The 17217-nt window shown below is 69.2% G+C and carries 19 protein-coding genes; 15 read left to right on the forward strand and 4 right to left on the reverse strand.

All coding sequences use genetic code 11. The annotated features are described in order from the left end of the window. The first annotated feature begins 22 nt into the window (after nt 1-22). From UK23_RS02290 to UK23_RS02330, 10 genes are all read left to right on the forward strand, one after another. A complete protein-coding gene (locus UK23_RS02290; protein WP_045309660.1) occupies nt 23-1003 on the forward strand; it encodes a Ppx/GppA phosphatase family protein in 981 nt (326 codons plus the stop codon). Further along, nucleotides 1003-2301, forward strand: a complete 1299-nt coding sequence (locus UK23_RS53550) for a hypothetical protein (protein WP_052684302.1) — start codon at nt 1003-1005, stop codon at nt 2299-2301. Before UK23_RS02290 ends, UK23_RS53550 begins: the two co-directional genes overlap by 1 nt. Beyond that, nucleotides 2298-3143, forward strand: a complete 846-nt coding sequence (locus UK23_RS02300) for a sugar phosphate isomerase/epimerase family protein (protein ID WP_045309661.1) — start codon at nt 2298-2300, stop codon at nt 3141-3143. The genes UK23_RS53550 and UK23_RS02300 overlap by 4 nt, the downstream gene beginning before the upstream one ends. Nucleotides 3144-3164: 21 nt before the next feature. Then, nucleotides 3165-4061 (forward strand): proline dehydrogenase family protein, encoded by an 897-nt coding sequence (locus UK23_RS02305; protein WP_045309662.1) that lies wholly within the window; start codon nt 3165-3167, stop codon nt 4059-4061. After that, nucleotides 4058-4840: a thioesterase family protein gene (locus UK23_RS02310; RefSeq protein WP_045309663.1), complete on the forward strand. Its 783-nt coding sequence runs from the start codon at nt 4058-4060 to the stop codon at nt 4838-4840. The genes UK23_RS02305 and UK23_RS02310 overlap by 4 nt, the downstream gene beginning before the upstream one ends. A 10-nt stretch (nt 4841-4850) precedes the next feature. Then, the gene (gene proC, locus UK23_RS02315; protein ID WP_045309664.1) at nt 4851-5660 is read left to right on the forward strand and encodes a pyrroline-5-carboxylate reductase; all 810 of its coding nucleotides are present in this window, start codon (nt 4851-4853) and stop codon (nt 5658-5660) included. 129 nt (nt 5661-5789) lie between these two features. Continuing rightward, complete coding sequence (locus tag UK23_RS02320) at nt 5790-6002, forward strand: helix-turn-helix domain-containing protein (protein ID WP_030477960.1); 213 nt, start codon at nt 5790-5792, stop codon at nt 6000-6002. Between the two features lie 130 nt (nt 6003-6132). Then, nucleotides 6133-6234, forward strand: a complete 102-nt coding sequence (locus UK23_RS49930) for a 30S ribosomal protein bS22 (protein WP_015105422.1) — start codon at nt 6133-6135, stop codon at nt 6232-6234. Nucleotides 6235-6487: 253 nt separating this feature from the next. Further along, nucleotides 6488-7525, forward strand: coding sequence for an NAD-dependent epimerase/dehydratase family protein (locus tag UK23_RS02325; RefSeq protein ID WP_045309665.1), 1038 nt, complete (start codon nt 6488-6490; stop codon nt 7523-7525). Between the two features lie 17 nt (nt 7526-7542). Further along, complete coding sequence (locus UK23_RS02330) at nt 7543-8502, forward strand: lysophospholipid acyltransferase family protein (RefSeq protein ID WP_045309666.1); 960 nt, start codon at nt 7543-7545, stop codon at nt 8500-8502. Here UK23_RS02330 and UK23_RS02335 read toward each other — a convergent pair. After that, nucleotides 8471-9736 carry an isocitrate lyase/PEP mutase family protein gene (locus UK23_RS02335; protein WP_045309667.1) on the reverse strand — a complete coding sequence of 422 codons (1266 nt, stop codon included), beginning with the start codon at nt 9734-9736 and terminating at the stop codon, nt 8471-8473. The genes UK23_RS02330 and UK23_RS02335 overlap by 32 nt on opposite strands. 66 nt (nt 9737-9802) lie before the next feature. On the opposite strand from UK23_RS02335, the gene UK23_RS02340 reads away from it, so the two are divergent. Beyond that, on the forward strand, nt 9803-10456 hold the full coding sequence (locus tag UK23_RS02340) for an ArsR/SmtB family transcription factor (protein ID WP_045309777.1): 654 nt from the start codon (nt 9803-9805) through the stop codon (nt 10454-10456). Here the strand turns inward: UK23_RS02340 and UK23_RS02345 are convergent. The 3 genes from UK23_RS02345 to UK23_RS02355 all read right to left on the reverse strand — a co-directional run bounded on the left by UK23_RS02345 (nt 10453) and on the right by UK23_RS02355 (nt 12746). Then, nucleotides 10453-10947 carry a DUF4232 domain-containing protein gene (locus tag UK23_RS02345; RefSeq protein WP_082114353.1) on the reverse strand — a complete coding sequence of 165 codons (495 nt, stop codon included), beginning with the start codon at nt 10945-10947 and terminating at the stop codon, nt 10453-10455. The two genes, UK23_RS02340 and UK23_RS02345, sit on opposite strands and share 4 nt — an antisense overlap. Before the next feature lie 87 nt (nt 10948-11034). After that, nucleotides 11035-11271, reverse strand: coding sequence for a glutaredoxin family protein (locus UK23_RS02350; protein ID WP_045309668.1), 237 nt, complete (start codon nt 11269-11271; stop codon nt 11035-11037). Next, entirely contained in the window at nt 11271-12746 is a 1476-nt protein-coding gene (locus UK23_RS02355) for an AMP-binding protein (protein ID WP_045309669.1), read from the reverse strand. Before UK23_RS02355 ends, UK23_RS02350 begins: the two co-directional genes overlap by 1 nt. A gap of 166 nt (nt 12747-12912) precedes the next feature. Between UK23_RS02355 and UK23_RS02360 the strand changes: the two genes are divergently transcribed. The 4 genes from UK23_RS02360 to UK23_RS02375 all read left to right on the forward strand — a co-directional run bounded on the left by UK23_RS02360 (nt 12913) and on the right by UK23_RS02375 (nt 17172). Beyond that, the gene (locus UK23_RS02360) at nt 12913-13533 is read left to right on the forward strand and encodes a sigma-70 family RNA polymerase sigma factor (RefSeq protein ID WP_045309670.1); all 621 of its coding nucleotides are present in this window, start codon (nt 12913-12915) and stop codon (nt 13531-13533) included. Nucleotides 13534-13587: 54 nt separating this feature from the next. Next, the gene (locus UK23_RS02365; protein ID WP_045309671.1) at nt 13588-14667 is read left to right on the forward strand and encodes a DUF5667 domain-containing protein; all 1080 of its coding nucleotides are present in this window, start codon (nt 13588-13590) and stop codon (nt 14665-14667) included. 41 nt (nt 14668-14708) lie between these two features. Then, on the forward strand, nt 14709-15602 hold the full coding sequence (locus UK23_RS02370; protein WP_045309672.1) for an HAD family hydrolase: 894 nt from the start codon (nt 14709-14711) through the stop codon (nt 15600-15602). Nucleotides 15603-15702: 100 nt separating this feature from the next. Then, on the forward strand, nt 15703-17172 hold the full coding sequence (locus tag UK23_RS02375; RefSeq protein WP_045309673.1) for a molybdopterin-dependent oxidoreductase: 1470 nt from the start codon (nt 15703-15705) through the stop codon (nt 17170-17172). The last annotated feature ends 45 nt before the right edge of the window (nt 17173-17217 follow it).

The following is a 17217-nucleotide window of genomic DNA, read 5'->3' on the forward strand; positions in this document are numbered from 1 at the left end:
ACGACCAGGTACCGTTTCCGGCGTGCGCCTGGGCGTTCTCGACGTGGGTTCCAACACCGTCCACCTCTTGGTGGTGGACGCGCATCGTGGTGCCCACCCGATTCCGATGACGTCCGAGAAGACGATCCTGCGTCTGGCAGAGCAGCTGGACGAGAAGGGGCAGCTCTCCAAGGCAGGTGCTGACCAGCTGGTTCGAGCCGTGGCCGCCGCGAAGGCGTCGGCCAAGCGGTCCGGTTGCGAGGACCTGATGGCGTTCGCGACCTCGGCGGTGCGCGAGGCGGGCAACTCCTCGGAGGTGCTCGACCGGGTGCGCACCGAGACCGGGGTCGAGCTCAAGGTCCTGTCCGGAGAGGACGAGGCGAAGTACACCTTCCTCGCGGTCCGCCGCTGGTACGGCTGGTCCGCGGGCAAGCTGCTCAGCCTGGACATCGGCGGCGGCTCGCTGGAGCTCGCCGTCGGTCGTGACGAGAACCCCGATCTGGCCTTCTCCGTGCCTCTGGGTGCGGGCCGGTTGACGCGAACCCGGTTCAAGAAGGACCCGCCCCGGCGCTCGGAGGTCCGCGAGACCACCGAATGGCTCGCCGAGCAGCTCGCGCCCGTCGCGCGGAAGCTGAAACGCGCGGGTGAACCCGATCGGGTGGTTGCGACCTCAAAAACCTTCCGAACACTGGCGCGGCTCACCGGGGCCGCGCCATCGTCTGCCGGGCCCAGGGCACGCCGCGTACTCACCGACGCGGGCCTGCGGCAGCTGATCGCGTTCATTTCCCGGATGTCGGCCCACGACCTGGCCGAGCTGGAAGGTGTGAGCACGTCTCGCGCGCATCAGCTCGTCGCGGGTGCGTTGGTCGCGGAGGCCACGATGCGAGCCCTGTCACTCACGCAGCTGGAGATTTGCCCCTGGGCACTCCGGGAGGGTGTCATCCTTCGGCGGCTGGACCACACTGATGGAACAGACCCGAGCGATACTGGACGTCACGGTCAGACCGGGGCACGGTGGAGTTGATGAGTCGAGAGAGCGGATCGGACCAGACGCAGCGCACTGTCGCTGAGCTGCTCGCCCAGTACGGGGGCAGCGCAGAGAGTGCGCCACGTCGGCGACGCCGCCGGGCGGCTGACGACGAGGACGACGTCCAGCAGCCGGAGACCGCGCCCCAGACGATCATCGAGCGGGTGCTGTCCGACAGCGGCCGGCTGATGGCGATCCGCGACGACGACCAGGCACCGACCGGCCGTCGAGCGGCTCCCGAACCTCCGGCTCCTCCGGTCGCGAAGCCTCCCGCCGCGCAGCCTCCCGCTGCCGAGCGCACCGCCTACCAGCCGAAACCGGTGGTGCCGCCCGCCCAGCCGCCGCAGGTGCGCAGACCTGGTCCTCCCGCGGCACCCGTCGCACCACCCCAGGCCGCCGCCGAGCAGACCCGGCAGGTTCCGCAGGTTCGCGACCAGCCGTCGCGTGCCGACCTGCCCCGTCCGGAGGCCGCCCGTCCCGAGGCGCCGTCGCGCTCGGACATGCCGCGCCCCGACGTGAGCTCGCGCCTGGACGCCGGTGCTCCGCCGGCGCCCCCGTCGCGCACGAACATCACCCGGCCGCCCAAGCCGGTGCCGCCGTCGGTGCAGATGCCGGCGCCGGTCCACAAGCCGGGTCCGCAGGGCCCGCCGCCGCGTGAGGCGATGACGGAGCAGCTGCCGCGCATCCCGGCCAAGGCGCCGGTGGACCAGATCGCCGCACTCGAGACCGAGTCCGTGCTGATCGTGCCGCCCGCCCCGCCGAAGCTGCCGGAGCCGTTGCCGGGCAACCAGCCCGACGCCTGGTTCGCCGATGACGAGATGGACGTCAAGACGGACCTGTCCATGCCGCCGATGGAGTCGACCGCGGCCCACGCAGGCCCGTACGTGGACGACGACGACTCGCAGGAGTACGCCGTCTACCGCGCCGAGGACGACTACCTCTCGGACGACGAAGAGGACGAGGACGAGGGTCCGGCCGGTCTCGACGACGCCGACGAGGTCTCGGAAGAGCCGGAGGAGGAGCCGGACCGCTCGCCCGGCAAGGAATGGCTGATCATGATCGGCCAGCTCGCCGTCGGCGTGCTCGGCGGCGCTGCCCTGTGGCTCGCCTTCAACTTCCTGTGGCGCTCCGCACCCGCGGCCGCACTCGTCGTGGCGCTTGCGGTTACCGTGGGTCTGGTGTTGCTGGTTCGCAAGATCCGCCGAGCGGACGACCTCCAAACCACCGTCCTGGCCGTGCTCGTGGGCCTCATCGTGACCGTCTCACCAGCGGCGATGCTGCTGGTGAAGAGTTGACCGCCCGCATCCCGGTCGGGCTTTCCACGGCGTCGGTCTACCCGCAGCCCGCCGGAGCGGCGTTCGAGATCGCGTCCGAACTGGGCTACGACGGCGTCGAGCTGATGGTGTGGGCCGACCCGGTGTCGCAGGACATCCGCGCGGTCGACCGCCTGTCGTCCCGATGGGGCATGCCGGTGCTCGCCGTGCACGCGCCCTGCCTGCTGATCTCGCAACGGGTCTGGTCGCCGGACCCGGCCGAGCGCCTGCGCAAGTCCGTGAAGGCCGCGCAGGACCTGGGCGCGCCGACAGTCGTGCTGCACCCGCCGTTCCGGTGGCAGCGCAAGTACGCGGACGGGTTCGCCGAGCTCGTGTCGTCCCTGGAGGACGAGAGCGGGATCGCGATCGCGGTCGAGAATATGTTCCCCGTGCGCCGGCCGTTGGGGCGTGGGCGTTCGGTGGAGATGACGGCGTTCAAACCGTCCGTCGACCCGACCGACGTGGGACACCGCAACTACACCCTGGACCTGTCGCACTCGGCCGCCGCGCACATGGACGCGCTGGAGCTGGCGAAGCGGATGGGCGACGGACTGCGGCACATCCACCTCGCCGACGGGTCCGGTGCGCCGAAGGACGAGCACATGGTGCCGGGACGCGGGACGCAGCCGTGCGCGGAGCTGTGCGAGATGCTGGCGCGCGGCGGGTTCGACGGGCAGGTCGTGCTCGAGGTGAACACCCGGCGGGCGGCGACTCCGGCGGCGCGCAGGGAGATGCTGGCCGAGTCGTTGCTGTTCGCGCGGCTGCACCTGGACTGGCCGACCGAGGGCGGTTCCGGCAAGGGTCGTTCGGCACTGCCGCGGTGAGTCCGGGTTAGGGTTCGTGGTGTGAACCCGCTGCGAGCGTTGATCATGGCCGCGTCTCGCAACGAGACTGTCCGCCACCTCGTCGCCAACGCGCCCATCAGCCGAGATGTGGTCAAAAGATTCGTCGCGGGCGAGACCACGGCCGACGCCGTCGAGGTGGTGCGGGGCCTCGGCCTGCCGGTGACGCTCGACTACCTGGGCGAGGACACCAAAGACAAGGCGCAGGCCGAGAAGACCGTCCAGGCGTACCTGGAGCTGCTCGACGCGCTGCACGCCGCTGGGCTGTCCAACGATGCCGAAGTCAGCGTCAAGTTGTCCGCAGTTGGACAGTCGCTCGACGAGTCGCTCGCCCTGACGAATGCCAGCCGGATCTGTGCCGCGGCCGAGCAGTGCGGGACGACTGTGACGCTCGACATGGAGGACCACACCACCACGGATTCGACGCTGCGGGTGCTGCACGAGCTGCGGCGCAGCTGGCCGTGGGTGGGCGCGGTGCTGCAGACGTACCTGCACCGGACGCTCGACGACTGCAAGCAGCTCGCGGGGCCCGGCAGCAGGGTGCGGCTGGTCAAGGGGGCCTACGCGGAGCCGCCGGAGGTGGCGATCCAGGACCCCCACGAGGTCGATCTGAACTACGTGCGGTGCCTCAACGTTCTCCTCGCTGGAGAGGGTTATCCGATGTTCGCCACGCACGACCCGCGGCTGATCGAGATCATCGGCGAGCGGGCGCGCTGGTATGACAAAACTGACTTCGAGTACCAGATGCTCTACGGCATCCGGCCCGAGGAGCAGCGGCGTCTGGGCACTCGGGTTTATGTCCCCTACGGCGAGCAGTGGTACGGATATCTCATGCGGCGACTAGCAGAACGGCCTGCCAACGTGACTTTCTTCTTGCGGTCGCTGGCCAGCCGCTCATGACCTTCACCAAGTCCAGCGCGGTCCGGTCGCTCGGTGACGGAACGTTCACGGCGTCCCTGCCCGCCGAGTGGACCGTCGGCCCGAAACCCCACGGCGGCTTCCTCCTCGCGGTGATGACGCGCGCGGCCTCCCAGGTCGCGGACGGCGATCCGCTCGCGGTCTCCGCGCAGTTCCTCCGCGCGCCCGAGGTCGGGCCGGTGCTGGTCAGGACCGACATTCGCAAAGCGGGGCGGACGGCCACGGTCGTCGCGGTGACCCTGGAACAACGCGGCCAGGTGTGCGTCGAGGCCTCGGTGACCACGGGACGGATCCCCGAGCACCGCGCCGACTACGTGAACCTGCCGCCGATCCCCGCCACGCCGCCGCCCGGCTCGGTGGAGCTGGCGACGTTCCCGACCGGTGGCATCTACAAGGTCGGCAGCCTGTGCGACCTGCGGGTGGACCGGGAGTCAGCGAGCTTCCTCGACCGGCGCACGGACGGTCCGCTCACGCTGAAGCTGTGGGCACGGCCGATCGACGAGCAGCCGGACCCGTACTTCGCGCTGCTCGCGGGCGACCTGTCGATGCCGGTGACGTTCAACCTCGGCCGCTTCGGGTGGTCGCCGACGGTGCAGCTGACGGCGTTGCTGCGCGCACGGCCGGCGCCGGGCTGGCTGCGCATCCACGTGACCTGCCAGGCGGTGCACGGGCAGTGGTTCGACGAGGACGCCACGGTCATCGACTCGGCGGGCCGGCTGGTGTGCCAGGCACGGCAGTTGGCACTGACGCCTGCTGTGTGAGACTTGACCGATGACGAAGATCGCGGTGCTCGGCGCGGGCAAGATCGGTGAGGCGCTGCTGTCCGGGCTTCTGCAGGGTGGCCGGTCGGCCGCCGATCTGATGTTCACGGAGAAGCACGAGGCCCGTGCGCGCTCGCTCACCGAGCAGTACGGGTTCGAGGCCGTGACGGTCGCCGGCGCGGCCGAGAAGGCCGACGTGCTGATCGTCGCGGTCAAGCCGCAGGACATCGAGCCGTTGCTCACCGAGCTCAGGCCGGTGCTGCGCGCCGGCACGCTGATCGTCTCGCTGTGCGCGGGGCTGCCGACGTCGTTGTACGAGCGCAGGCTGCCCGCCGGTACGCCGGTCGTGCGGGTCATGCCGAACACGCCGATGGTCGTCGGCGAGGCCATGAGCGCGGTCTCCGGCGGCTCCAACGCCACGCCCGAGCATCTCAAGGTCGTCGAGGAGCTCCTCTCGACCGTGGGCAAGGTCGCAGTCGTGCCGGAGTCGCAGCAGGACGCGGTGACGGCCCTGTCCGGCTCGGGTCCTGCCTACTTCTTCTTCCTGGTCGAGGCGATGATCGACGCGGGCATCCTGCTCGGCATCCCGCGCGACCTGGCCTCCACGTTGATCATCCAGTCCGCGGTGGGCGCCGCGACGATGCTCAACGAGGGCTCGTCGCACCCGGTCATCCTGCGGGAGGCAGTCACCTCACCTGCGGGAACGACCATCATGGCGATCCGGGAGCTGGAGAAGCACGGCGTCCGCGCTGCCCTGCTGGCCGCCATCGAATCGGCGCGCGATCGCTCGGTCGAGCTGGGCCGTCAGCACGAAGACTGACAGAAGCTCACCTCGCTTGGACGTCGCAGGAGTCACACCAGTCCCGCTACTCTCAAGAGAGCACGTGCGTGTCGAACCGTCGGTGGGGAAGACCGACGGCACGACACGTGTCGAAGGATGCGGTGATACATGCCTGCGAAGGAGAACGAACGAACAGGTCTCGCTCAGGTCCAGTTCCTGACCGTGGCTGAAGTGGCCTCGATGATGCGGGTCTCGAAGATGACCGTGTACCGCTTGGTGCACTCCGGTGAGCTGCCCGCCGTGCGGGTCGGCAAGTCGTTCCGGGTGCCCGAGAAGGCGGTCCACGCCTACCTCGAGAACGCGTACTTCGACGCTGGCTGACGGCGGCTGAAGACTGGCGAACCCCAGCGGGTAGACTGGTAGGCCGATCGTGCTTACCGGCGCGCCGTGCTTGACACGGCCAAGGCTGGGGCGCGCCAGTCAAAGCAACGTCTAGAGCTAAGGATCCCGCATGGGCTCGGTCATCAAGAAGCGCCGCAAGCGCATGTCGAAGAAGAAGCACCGCAAGCTGCTGCGCAAGACCAGGGTTCAGCGCAGGAAGCGCGGCAAGTAAGCCCCGCATGCGCTCTCACCGCCGCTGGTTCCCTCAGGGGGACCAGCGGCGGTTGCGTTTTCCGGGTGCTTGCGTCGGCACGAATATCACCCAGTGAGACGAGCGGTGGGAAACACGGGAACGGTCGCCGCCGATCGGGTGATTAGCCGGTAAAGCCTGCGTGACCTGCGTCAAGACGGCGTTCCGGCCCCCTCCGGTTTCACATCTGGTCTGTAGCATCGACCAATCGCAACGCCCTTCTGCTTGGAGTCGCATGACGCCCAAGGTCGTCCTCGTCACCGGAGTCAGCCGCTTCCTCGGCGGCCATCTCGCCGCGCGGTTCGCCGCCAACCCGGACATCGAGCGCGTGCTCGGTGTGGACACCGAGCCGCCGCCACGTGATCTCCTGCGCAGGATGGGCAGGGCGGAGTTCGTCCGGGCGGACATCCGCAACCCGCTGATCAGCAAGGTCATCTCCACCGCGAACGTGGACACGGTCGTCCACGCCTCGGTCACCGCCAGCCCGGCCGGGCCCACCGGCCGCACGGTGATGAAGGAGATGAACGTCATCGGCACCATGCAGCTGCTGGCCGCGTGCCAGAAGTCGCCCAAGGTGCAGAAGCTCGTCGTGAAGTCCACCAGCGCCGTCTACGGGTCCAGCAGCCGCGACCCTGCGGTGTTCACCGAGGACATGGGCCCGAAGGATCTGCCGTCGTCCGGTTACGCCAAGGACGCCGTCGAGGTCGAGGGGTACGTGCGCGGGTTCGGCCGCCGCAGGCCGGACGTGAACGTCACCACGCTGCGCTTCACGAACTTCATCGGGCCGCGCATCGACACGGTGCTGACGCGTTACTTCGCGCTCCCGGTGGTACCCACGGTGCTGGGTTACGACGCTCGCGTACAGCTGCTGCACTCCGAGGACGCCCTCGCTGTCCTCGAACGCGCGACGCTGCACGACCTGCCCGGTGTGTTCAACGTGGGCGGTGACGGCGTGCTGCTGCTGTCGCAGGCCATCCGCCGGGCGGGCAGGCTGAACCTGCCGGTGCCCAGCGCGGCCGTGCCCACGGTCGGCGGCTTCTTCCGGAGCGCCCGGCTCGTCGACTTCTCGCCAGACCAGATGAGGTTCCTCAACTGGGGGCGTGTGGTCGACACCACCCTGCTGCGCAAGGAGTTCGGGTTCACGCCGCGGTGGACCACCCAGCAGGCGTTCGACGACTACGTGAGCGGCCGAGGCCTGAAGCCGTTCATCGACCCGGAGACGATTGCATCTGCGGAACGGGGAATCCTCGACGCAGCCGCTCGTTTCCGCTGATCTTTGCCTTTGAGGAGATGAACGCAGTGGCAGGAGCACGCGTTATCCCGCTGCACGACCCAGAGCGCGACGCCGCGCGCAGATCGCGCCACGTCGAGGTGGTCCCCGAGCCCGCGCAGCAGCAGTCCGAGACACCGGACTGGGAACGCAGGCTGGCCGATCTCCTGTCGTTCGCGCGCAGGCGGATCGCGGGCGACTACCAGATCGACGAGTTCGGTTTCGACCGCGACCTCACCGAGAACGTCTTGATGCCCCCGCTCAAGCCGCTCTACGAGAAGTGGTTCCGGGTCGAGACGATCGGGCTGTCCAACATCCCGACGGCCGGCGGCGCGCTGATCGTGGCGAACCACTCCGGCACGTTGCCGCTCGACGCCCTGATGACGTCCTACGGCATCGCGGCCGAGCACCCGGCGCAGCGCCACATGCGCATGCTGGGCGCGGATCTGGTGTTCCGAACCCCGTTGCTGGGTGCGCTGGCCCGCAAGTCCGGTCAGACCCTGGCCTGCAACCCGGACGCCGAGCGCCTGTTGTCGTCCGGTGAGCTCGTCGGCGTGTGGCCGGAGGGTTTCAAGGGCATCGGCAAGCCGTTCAAGGACCGCTACAAGCTGCAGCGCTTCGGCCGCGGCGGCTTCGTGGCGGCGGCGCTGAAGACCGGCACGCCGATCATCCCGTGCTCGATCGTGGGCGCCGAGGAGATCTACCCGATGATCGGCGACATCAAGGCTCTCGCGCGGTTGTTCGGCTTCCCGTACTTCCCGGTGACGCCGTTCTTCCCGCTGCTGGGTCCGCTGGGCGCGATCCCGCTGCCGTCGAAGTGGTACATCGAGTTCGGCGAGCCGATCCGCACGGACGTGTTCGGCGAGAACGCGGCCGACGACCCGATGCTGGTCTTCAACCTCACCGACCAGGTCCGCGAGACGATCCAGCAGACCCTCTACCGGCTGCTCACCCAGCGTCGGAACGTGTTCCTGGGCTGACCAGGGCCTGCACCTCGGCATAGCTGAACGCCTCCGGCACACCACCGTCGCGAACGGCCCTCGCGGTCGCGACGGTGTGCTGGAGCGCGGCGCGGAACAGCAGCGACCCGGTGCTGATCCTCCTGACGCCCAGGTTCCCGAGCTCCTTCGGCGTGCGCTGCTGGGCGAGCACGTTGAGCGGCGCCAGGGTCGCGAGCTTCTCGATGTCACGCGGCTCGGTCAGGCCGGGCACGAAGATCCCGTCGGCGCCCGCGTCCACGTAGGCCCTGGCGCGTGCCTCGGTCTCGGCCAGGGCGACGCCTTGCCAGTGGGTGTCGATGCGGGCGTTGAGGAAGACGCCCGGCGCGCGTTCCTTCACCTTGCTGATGAGCGCGGCCTGGTCCTGCACCGAAGCGAGGCCGTGGGGGCGCCCGTCCTCGAGGTTCACGCCGGCCGCGTCCAGCCCCGCGACGAGTTCGGCGGCGTCCATCCCGAACCCGGACTCCAGGTCGACGCTGACCGGGCAGGGCAGGTCCTTCAGGAGCGCAGCGAGTGCGACCGCTTGCTGTCCGGCCAGCCCCATGCCGTCCGGAATGCCGTGCGCGGCCGCGACTCCGAGGCTGGTGGTACCGATGGCCCGGAAGCCCGCCGCGTGCAGGGCGGCGGCGGAGGTGTAGTCCCACGCGTTCGGTAGCACCAGCGGTTCGTCCTGGTGGTGCATGGCCAGGAACGCCATGTTCTTGGCGATCTTCGTCGCCAGTGCCCGTCCAGGACAGGCATGTGCCCCGTGCCCGAACGGATGCCCTTCGAGACTCACCTCGATCACGCCGCCCTCGGCGATCCTGCGCGTGATCGGAACGGGCGGCCCTGGGTTCCCGGCGCGGAGGTGCTCGGCGAGTGCGTTCGTGGCTGCCCAGGCCTGCACCAGGAGCCCGATCCGCGCGGCCGTCTCCTCGTCGTGGCTGCCCGCGAGGCGTTCGGTGGCCGCGTCCGCCTCGGCCGTGATGGCCTCGTGCGGCTGGTAGCTCGGCGCGATCAACGCGATGTCCTCGAGCGCCCCGGGCAACCCCAGCCCGTTCGCCAGTTCGTCGAGAGTCGTCGCGTGGACGTTCTCGATGAGCTTGGTCGTGAGCGCGCGCCTGCGTTCGTGCTCACTGCCGTTGCTGAAACGGACGACGTTCGCGCGCAGCCACGCCACTCCGCGGTCAGCGGCGGGGACGCTCGGCACGGGAAGGCTCAGCAGCTCTTCGGTCATGGCGTCGACGCTAGGGCGCCGACGTTTCGGCGCGGGCCGAAGCGTCCGGCCCGCAGAATGGTCGGCATGGAGGCACTGGCCCAGGTAGCCGCACTGCTGGCGGACAAGACGCGAGCGGCGTTCTGCGGGGCCCTGCTGGACGGCAGAGCGTGGACCGCCACCGAACTGGCCACCCACGCCCGCGTCGCCCCGTCAACGGCCAGCGAGCACCTGACCCGCCTGATCGAGGGCGGTCTGCTCGTCGAGCACCGCCAGGGCCGTCACCGCTACGTCTCTCTCGCAGGCCCGCACGTGGCCGAACTGCTCGAAACCATGACGGCGTTCGCGGGACCGGACCCGAAGCCGCGCGGCCTCAGGGCCACGTCAGCCTCGGAAGCCATGGCTCGCGGCCGCACCTGCTACGACCACCTGGCCGGAAAGCTGGGCATCGCGCTGAAGACCGGCCTGCTGGACCTGGGCGTGGTGACCGACGAGTTGGCGATCACCCCACCAGGCCTGGTCTGGCTGGAGGAACTGGGCTTCGAGCCATCGAAACGCCAGGTCAGCCGGGCCTGCCTGGACTGGACCGAACGAGTCCCGCACCTCGCGGGCGCGGCCGGTGCGCACCTCTGCCAGGTCTTCTTCGAACGCGGCTGGACCAAGCGCATCGGCACCACCCGAGCGGTGGCGCTCACGCCAGCCGGTGAACAGGGCTGGCGTGAGCTGGGCCTGACCGCCTAACTCGGGTAGACCGCCGTGGTGTGGAGCTGGTTCACCGCCCCCGCACACCCGATCTCGTCGATGAACCCGATGTAGAGCGGCACGAACTCGTCCGGCGGGTACACGCGGACGCCCCAGACGGGCTGCGGCCGGCAGTCCTGCGGGTCGTAGTTCTGCCAGTTGGCGAACCCGACGTCGGCCGAGACCGACGCGCCGTAGGCCAAGGTGATCAGGTCGCCGGCCGGCCCAACGTGGTAGGCCGCGTTGCCCACCTGTGCACCGGCCCTGTCGACGTAGGACACCCCGGGAAAGCCCTTGAGCACGCACGCGCCCAACGAGCGCATGGTGAACTTGATCTCCCGGTAGAACGTCCCGGCCGCGCTCCCGGTGCGGCCGACCGAGATGTCCAGGTCGACCGACTTGCAGGTGGGCAACGGCGCCGCGCTCGCCGCGACGGTTCCGCCCGCCACGAACGTGATCACCAGCAGCAATGTTCCGATGAGTCTCCTCATGTCGTCTCCCCCGAGACGTTGGAGTCAGTACATGGAGGAGACGCCCGTCACATCGGATGCGTTGCCGGGCCAAAACGTGCCGAAAGGTCAGGCGAGGGCCGCCCGCAGGCGGTCCTCCTCGACCTTCCAGTAGCCGTGCTCGACGCCGTCGACCAGGAACACCGGCACCCGGTCCCCGTACTCGGCCCGCAGTTCCGGATCGGCGTCCACGTCCTCGACGGACCAGGTGGCGCCGACCTCGCCGCAGATCCGTTCGATCTCGGCCTCGGCGACGTGGCACGAGTGGCACGTCTCGCGGCTCATCACCGTCACGTGGTGCGTCATCAGGCCCCCAGCGGCTTCCGCAGCACACGGCGGGCCAGCTTGCCGGTGGGCGAGTGCGGCAACGCCGGCGCGAACTCCACCGACGTCGGCACCTTGAACTTCGCCAGCCGGGTCGAGCAGTGCGCCACGACGTCCTCAGCCGACACCGAAGTCCCGTCCCGCAGCACCACGACGACCTTCACGGACTCACCGGTCCTGTCATCCGGCACCCCCACGGCCGCGGCTTCCACGACGTCGGGCATCTCGCCGATGACCTGTTCGACCTCGTGCGGGTAGACGTTGAACCCGTTCACGATGATCAGGTCGCCGGCGCGGTCGACCAGGTGCAGGTCGCCGTCCGAGTCGATGAACCCGACATCCCCTGTCCGGAACCACCCGGAGGCGTCCGGCCCATGAGCCCCGTCCGGCCAGTAGCCGCTGAACAGGTTGTCGCCCTTGGCGGACACCAGCCCGGTGCCGGGCTCGTCCTCGTCGATGTCGAGCACCGACCCGTCCGTGTCCACGAGGCGGATCTCCACGCCGGGCAGTGCCTGACCGACAGACCCTGGCTTCGGCACGCCGCCCACCAGCGTCGACGTCAGCACGGGGCCGGTCTCGGTGAGGCCGTAGCCCTCGAAGACGGGGATGCCGATGGCGGTGCGCATCTCGTTGATGACCCCCGCCGGAAGCGGCGCGGCACCGGACGTGAAGAGTCGGACCGTGGCCAGCTTCTCGCGCAGCACCTCGATCGGGTTCGCCAGCAGCGCCCGGTACATGGGCGGCACGCCGACCATCGTGGTGACGCGGTGCTGCTCGATGACGTCCAGCGCGTTGGAGGGCTCGAACCGCTCCAGCAGCACTGCGGTCGCGCCGGCCCCTGCCACCTGCAACAACCCCGGACCAAGGCCGTAGACGTGGAACAGCGGCAGCGCGAGCAGCACCCGGTCTCCCGCCGTCACCGGCGCGGGCCGCAGCGACGCACACTGGGCAACGTTCGCGAGCAGCGCGCGGTGGGACAGCATCGCGCCGCGCGGCACCCCGGACGTGCCAGAGGTGTAGCCGAGCACGGCCAGGTCCTCACCCCCGCGCACGGCCTCGAACGGCTCGGCGGTGGCGTTGACGTCCGGAACGTCCACGACCTGCGCGTCGGAACCCTCGCCGTCGCCGACCAGCAGCGTGGCGCCGGAGTCGGCGAGGATGCGCTGGAGCTCACGCGACGGGTTGCCGGGTCCGGTGGGCACCACGACGCCGCCCGCGCGGAAGATTCCGAACACCGCGACGACGAACTCGGGCGACGTGGGCAGCCGTACCGCCACTCGGTCGCCCGGTTCGAGACCGGAATCGGCCAAACGGCGGGCGAAAGCATCGACCGCACCGTCGATGGTTTCCCAGGTGAGGCTCACACCGCTCGCGACGTCGACGAGTGCGACGTGGCTCGGCCCCCGCTGTGCCGAAGCACGGACGAGATCTGCGACATTGCGAGCGGAAGTCAACATGGCCTCCTCATGAACAACTGAACGCTTCGAGCAGTCTTCCACGCGTGACGAGCGTCATGAAGCCGTGGTTCGTACGTCTCCACTTCGCAACCCCGCCAGCTACCTACTACGGAGTAACAACACGTATGCTGCCGCCACGGCGACTCTGTGGAGGTGCCGCCAGCCGATGACCGCGCGGGCACGACCGAACACGATCAGGACCACCCGGACCATGACGGGAGGTCAGCACGACGACACCGCCGACGAGCCGTGGCAGCTCGTCAAGGCCGCCCAGGAGGGTGACACCGAGGCGTTCGGCGTGCTCTACGACAAGTACGTCGACATGGTCTTCCGCTATGTCCTTTTCCGGGTGGGCGGCGATCGCGCGTTCGCGGAGGACGTGACCAGTGAGACGTTCTTGCGCGCGCTGCGGAGCATCGGTTCGGTCAGCTACCAGGGCAGGGACGTGGGCGCGTGGTTCGTCACGATCGCCCGCAACATCGTGTTCGACCACGTGAAGTCGAGTCGCTACCGGCTCGAGGTCACGACGGCGGAGCTCCAGGACAACCGCGAGGAGACCAGCGGTCCCGAGCAGGAAGTGATGACCGAGGCGACCAACGCGGAGCTGCTCCGGTGCGTTTCCCAGTTGGGGGACGACCAGCGGGAGTGCATCGTGCTGAGGTTCATCGAGGGCAAGTCGGTCTCCGAGGTCGCCCAGCTCATGGACCGCAACGAGGGCGCCGTGAAGGCCCTGCAACACAGGGCCGTTCGGCGGCTCGCGCAGATTCTTCCGTCCTGGTTGCGGTGATCACGACGACAAACGCGTAACCCAAAGCAGATCAACTTCGTTACTCGGGCTGAGATGGACGGTAAGGGAAGCACACCGCGGTGGCGGCACACGGAGCACGAGCGATTCGCCCGTGCGGTGGAAGGCGGTCCGCAGCCGGTCGGTGGCGAGGACTTCGCTGACGACCTGGCGATCGTCGAGATGCTCAGGGCCATGGACGTCGGCCCCGACGCCGAGACTCGCGCGCGCATGAAACAGCGCATCCTCACCGCACCGCCACCCGAGAAGCCGCTGGTCCTCTCGTCGGTAAGACGCGTGGGAGCGCGCGCACGGTTAGCAGTAGCGGCGGCCGCCGTGCTCTGCCTGCTGATGTCGCTCGCCGGTATGAGTGTGCTGCTCAGCCGTGACGCGCTCCCGGGAGACCCGCTCTACGGCGTCAAACGCACAGCGGAAGGCGCCTCGCTCGGCCTGACCTTCGACGACGAGTCCCGCGCGCTCAAGCACCTGGAGTTCGCCGCGTCCCGCGTCACCGAGATGGAGACGCTGGCCGACCGCGCCTCCGGCGAGTCCGCTCAGCTGACCGCCCTGTCCGACCTGAACGCGGACGCCATCGAGGGCTCCCGCCAGCTCACGACCTATGCCACCTCGTCCGACGAGAAGGCGCTCCCGGCACTGCGCGACTGGGCCCTGGCCCAGTACGTGAAGGTCGGCACGCTGCGCCCCCGCCTCCCCGGCGAGGCAGGCGCCCACGCCGACACCACGATGTGGCTGCTCGCGAGCATCGCCCAACGAGCCCACGACCTGGCCGCCCGAGCCGGTTGCGCCGCCGTGATCAGCGGTTCCTCCGACACGCTCGGCCCACTCCCGTCCAAGGACGAGTGCGCCACCGTCGTGACCGACCCGAACACCTCACCGAACCGCGACCAGCCCTCTACCCAGCCGACGCACTCGGGCCAGCCGCTTCCGTCGGGCTCGGCCACGCCGTCGACCCAGCCCTCCCAGCCGTTGCTCCCGGGCACCTCGACCCAGCCGTCGTCCGGCAAGCCGGGCACGACCACGCCACCGACCTCCGGCAAGCCGGGAATCACGATTCCCCTGCCCCTCCCGCTGCCCAGCATCTCGCTTCCGCTGCTCCCCGGCATCAGCTTCGGCTGAGTCGAGGGTTTCCGGCCGGACCTGATCGCTAGGCTTGGGACATGGGCAAGCGTGACGTGGAGAGCGACCGGCTGGCCGAACTAGCCGGCGAGGCATCGGCCGAAGCGGCCATCAAGGCTGCCGCAGCGGCCCCAGAGCTCGAAGCGTCGCTCGCGGTGCCCACAGACCTGACCGCCGCAGCCTTCTTCGACGTGGACAACACGATGATGATGGGCGCCTCGATCTTCCACTTCGCCCGCGGCCTGGCCGCGCGCAAGTACTTCTCCTCGTCCGACCTCGCAGGCTTCGTCTGGCAACAGTTGAAGTTCCGCGTAGGCGGCCGCGAAGACCCGGAGTCGGTCAAAGCCAGCCGCGAACAGGCCCTCTCCTTCGTGGCGGGCCGCAGCGTCGCCGAACTGGTCTCCCTGGGCGAGGAGATCTACGACGAACTGATGGCCGACCGCATCTGGAAGGGCACCCAGGCCCTGGCCCAAATGCACCTCGACGCAGGCCAGCGCGTCTGGCTGGTCACCGCCACCCCGGTGGAACTGGCCCAGATCATCGCCCGCCGCCTGGGCCTCACGGGCGCCCTGGGCACCGTCTCCGAATCGGCAGACGGCGTCTACACGGGCCGCCTCGTGGGCGACCTGCTGCACGGCAAGGCCAAGGCCCAGGCCGTCCGCTCCCTGGCCGCCAAGGAAGGCCTGGACCTGCGCCGCTGCACCGCCTACTCCGACTCCTCGAACGACGTCCCGATGCTCTCGGTGGTCGGTACGGCCGTGGCCGTGAACCCGGACTCGCAACTCCGCGAAATCTCCCGCCGCAAGGGCTGGGAAATCCGCGACTTCAGAACGGGCCGCAAAGCGGCCAAGATCGGCGTCCCGTCCGTCCTCGGCGCAGGTGCACTGGCAGGCGCAGTAGCAGCGACCCTGGCGTACCGGCGCCGAGTGAAATAGCCCGCGTCTGGAACGGCGCCCGCCAACCGGGCATTACCGAGCTCTTACAGCTGCCGCCAGCTGATGCGAACCGACACCGAATCGGTGTCGAATAAGACCCATGAAGCCCGCCAAGGCCGCGCTGACCGGACTGCTCGCGATCATCGCCGCCCTGGCGGCAGGTCACCTGGTAGCAGCCTTCGTAGGCCTGAGCGCTTCCCCGTACCTCGCCGTGGGCAATGCGGCGATCGACCTGACCCCGTCCTGGCTGAAGGACTTCGCGGTCAGCACGTTCGGCACGAACGACAAGCTGGTGCTGCTGACCGGCATGGTGATCGTCATCGCGGGCATCGGCGTCGCGGCCGGCCTGGCCAGCCGCACCAGCCCCACCCCGGGAACCGTCGTGGCGGTGGTCCTCGGCGTCGTGGGCATCGCGGCCGTCCTCAGTCGGCCGGACATCGGCCAGCTCAGCGTGCTGGCTCCACTAGCCAGCCTCGCGACAGGCGCCTACGTCTTCCGCTACCTGCACAAAGAGGTCCAGCAGGACGAGTCGCGACGCGGTTTCCTGATCACGGCAGGGCTCGCCGTCGCAGCAGGGGTGACAGGCCAAGTCCTGGGCAGCCGGACCGACGTCGAGGGCTCCAGGCGGGCCATCGGCGACCTCACTCCGAAGACGAAAGCCCCCGAGATCCCGGTCAACGCCGACTTCGCCAAGGACGGCACGCCGAGCTTCATCACCAGCGGCGAGGACTTCTACCGCATCGACACGGCGCTGAGCGTCCCCAGGATCCGCGCCGAGGAGTGGACCCTGAGAGTCCACGGCATGGTCGACCGCCCGATGGTCCTGACCTTCGACGAGATCCGCCAGAGGGACCTCGTCGAGGAAACCGTCACCCTGACCTGCGTCTCCAACGAGGTGGGCGGCCCGTACATCAGCAACGCGAACTTCGTCGGCATCAAGATCGGCGACGTCCTCAGGGAAGCGGGCGTGAAGTCAGGCGCCGACCAGCTCTTCAGCACCAGCGACGACGGCTTCACCGCGGGTAGCCCCCTCGACTACGTGCTCGAACGGGGCCTGATCGCCATCGGCATGAACGGCGAACCCCTGCCCGCGGAGCACGGATTCCCGGCAAGGCTCGTGGTCCCGGGCCTGTACGGGTACGTATCAGCCACCAAATGGGTGACCGACCTCAACGTCACCACGTTCGCGAAAGAGCAGGGCTACTGGATCCCACGAGGCTGGGCCGCCAGAGCTCCCATCAAAACAATGTCTCGGATCGACCGCCCGAAGGGCTTCGGCAAGATCCAGGGCAGGACCGTGGTCGCCGGCACTGCCTGGGCCCAGCCGAAGGGCGTGGCCAAGGTCGAGGTCCGGGCGGACGGTGGTCCCTGGCAGGAAGCCGAACTGGGCGCGGACGTCAGCGACAGCACGTGGCGCATGTGGCGCCTGGAGCTCGACTTGAAGCCCGGCGCGCACACCGTCGAATGCCGGGCGACCGACAAAAGCGGTTACACCCAGGATCAGGCGCGGCTGGACCCCGTTCCGGACGGTGCCACCGGATGGCATTCGATTTCCTTCACCGTCCAGTAGTAGAACGCCACCGTGATCGGCGAGGCGCTCACCCCGTAGTGATCA

Source organism: Lentzea aerocolonigenes (assembly GCF_000955955.1).
GTDB lineage: Bacteria > Actinomycetota > Actinomycetes > Mycobacteriales > Pseudonocardiaceae > Lentzea > Lentzea aerocolonigenes_A.